This is a genomic window from Pedobacter sp. 10L46_2 (assembly GCF_056395165.1).
In genome coordinates, this window is record NZ_JBFTIZ010000562.1 from 1 (window position 1) to 1,505 (window position 1,505).

Sequence of the window (1,505 nt, forward strand, 5' to 3'; positions counted from 1 at the left end):
ATTGGTTACTTTGCCAAACGGAGATCTTGGTATCTCAACCAGAAGAGGAGAGGTTTACATCGTAGAAAATCCTACAAGCAAAAACCCTTACTTCCGCAGGTTTGCATCTGGTTTACACGAAATATTAGGTCTTGCTTATAAAGATGGTGCACTTTATTGCGCGCAAAGAGGTGAGTTAACCAAATTGATCGATAAAGATCAGGATGGTAAGGCTGATGTTTATGAAACTGTTTATGCATGGCCATTAAGCGGTCACTACCATGAGTACAGCTTCGGACCAAAAATTGCTAAAGACGGTACTTTCTTTGTTACCGGTAACGTAGCTTTTGGTGATGAAATGTGGTACCGTGGCGAAAGCCGTGTACCTATGCGCGGTTGGACAATGAACATTACTGAAGATGGAAAAATGCAACCATGGGCAACTGGTCAGCGTTCTCCTGCAGGTCCAAACGTAATAGACGGACAACTTTACTATACAGATAACCAAGGTGACTGGTTCGGTTCTGGTGCAATCTGGAAAGTAGAAAAAGGTGATTTCTTAGGTCACCCGGCCGGATTAAGATGGACTGGAAGAGCTGATTCTCCAGTTAAGCTTACTGAAGAATACTTCAGATCTAAAATCGACGAAAGAAGAGATAAAGATGCACAAGGAAGAGCTATCAAACCATCTCTACTTCAGAGCCTGTTAAAATTCCTCAGGGAGCTTTTGGTCCTTTCGAAGGTCAGATTTTAGTAGGTGATCAGGGTATGAGTATCATTTCAAGAGTATTCTTCGAAACGGTAAACGGTGTAGAGCAAGGTGCTTCATTTATGTTCAGAAGTGGTTTCCGTTCAGGAGTATTAAGAATGGCATGGGGTACTGATAATTCATTATTTGTTGGAGAAACTAACCGTGGTTGGGGATCTGCAGGTGATGCAAACGAAGGTCTTGAGCGTTTAGTTTACAACGAAAAAATGCCTTTCGAAATGAAAGCTGTTAGAGCAATGCCTGATGGTTTTGAAATCGAATTTACTAAACCAGTTGATTTAAAATCTGCAGAAGATATCGCTTCTTACGATGTACAAAGCTATTTATATAAATACCATCCGGTTTATGGCTCACCTCCAATTAATAACGAAAAGTTAAAAATTAAAGGTGTTAAAGTATCTGCTGACGGTTTAAAAGCAAGACTTATTGTTGATAATCTTCGTCAGTATTATATCCATACCATTACTGTCGAAGGTGTTCGTTCACAAGAGAACTCTTATCATTTAATTCACCCGATTGCTTACTATACTTTAAATAGCATTCCAAACGGAGAGAAATTATCTATGAATGGTGTAAGTACCAGAAACTCTGCAAACGACCCTGTGGCTAATGCTGTTCCTGGAAAAGCAACTGGTAAAAAACCAGTGGCTGGTGCTAAAACAACTGCTGCACAGAAAGCAGTAGAAGGTGGTGCAAAAACTACTTCGGCTCCAACTTATGCTCAGGTTAAAGGTTTATTAACAAGCTATACTTGTAC

At 40.1% G+C, this 1,505-nt stretch carries 1 protein-coding gene and 1 pseudogene; both read left to right on the forward strand.

The genetic code is table 11. From position 1 onward, the window contains the following. On the forward strand, positions 1-733 hold a 733-nt coding region (locus AC1DDX_RS27825), incomplete at its 5' end, for a PQQ-dependent sugar dehydrogenase family protein (protein ID WP_477623093.1). A gap of 14 nt (positions 734-747) precedes the next feature. After that, a pseudogene (locus AC1DDX_RS27830) lies at positions 748-1,505 on the forward strand (hypothetical protein); the annotation flags it as partial.